The 854-nt window shown below is 39.6% G+C and carries 1 protein-coding gene; it reads right to left on the reverse strand.

Going from position 1 to position 854, the window contains the following annotated elements; all coding sequences use genetic code 11:
- On the reverse strand, positions 1 to 608 hold a 608-nt coding region (locus QQK25_RS24875), incomplete at its 3' end, for a gag-polypeptide of LTR copia-type domain-containing protein (protein ID WP_284190084.1).
- Between the last annotated feature and the right edge of the window lie 246 nt (positions 609 to 854).

Here is an 854-nt window from a genome sequence, read left to right on the forward strand (position 1 = left end):
GTGTTTGGTCGAGATTGTTTGAACCTGGAAGTTGCCAAGGCTGTAGCATCGGAGCTACCACTAGCTTCTGACATGGCTCCTTGTCGGTTACTTTCCCTTTTAATATGTGCATATACTGCCTCAAGTTCGGGTTTTGGATCCATCCTCAAAATTTCTCCACGAATTTGGTCGAATTTATCGTCCAAGCCTGCAAGAAATGTATAAACTCGTAGACGATCAACTTCTTTGCGTCTAGTCTCAATGTCTTTTGGATGCTCCATAGTGCTTGGATTTAACTGATCAAGCTCTTGAAAAATTTCGGCGAGCTCACTGTAATATTTTGCAACTGGTGCACTGCTCTGCTTCATAATAAATGATCTTTTATGGAGATCATATATCTTGGCTTCATCTGCACCATCTGAATAGGTTTGCTTGATTGCATCCCATACTTGCTTAGCTGTATCATAACGAATAAATCGTTTAATCTGGTTTTGCTGCATTGCATCAAATAACCAGCTCTTGACCTGACAATCTGATGCACGCCATTTATTGAATATAGAATATGAGGGTGTAGGTTGGATAATGTCACCGGTCAAGTGACCATGCTTATCACGTCCGGCTATCTTCATCTCTATGACTTGATGCCATAATGAGTTTTATTATCGTCCAATTTGATTCCTGAGGTAAAGTTTGGTGCGTCACTCTGCATTGCAACGATTTGTATAGTTGTGTTGGAATTCTCTGATACAATTGGCTGATTAAAGTTTGATGATTCACCGTTGTTGGTCATGATATTGACTAACAAATGTGAGGTTATGACTGAGTTGGTTTATTTGGTTTGTATTTGCGGAAGCGATTAAGTATAAGAAACAATC

Source organism: Zoogloea oryzae (assembly GCF_030161255.1).
GTDB classification, from domain to species: Bacteria; Pseudomonadota; Gammaproteobacteria; order Burkholderiales; family Rhodocyclaceae; genus Zoogloea; species Zoogloea oryzae.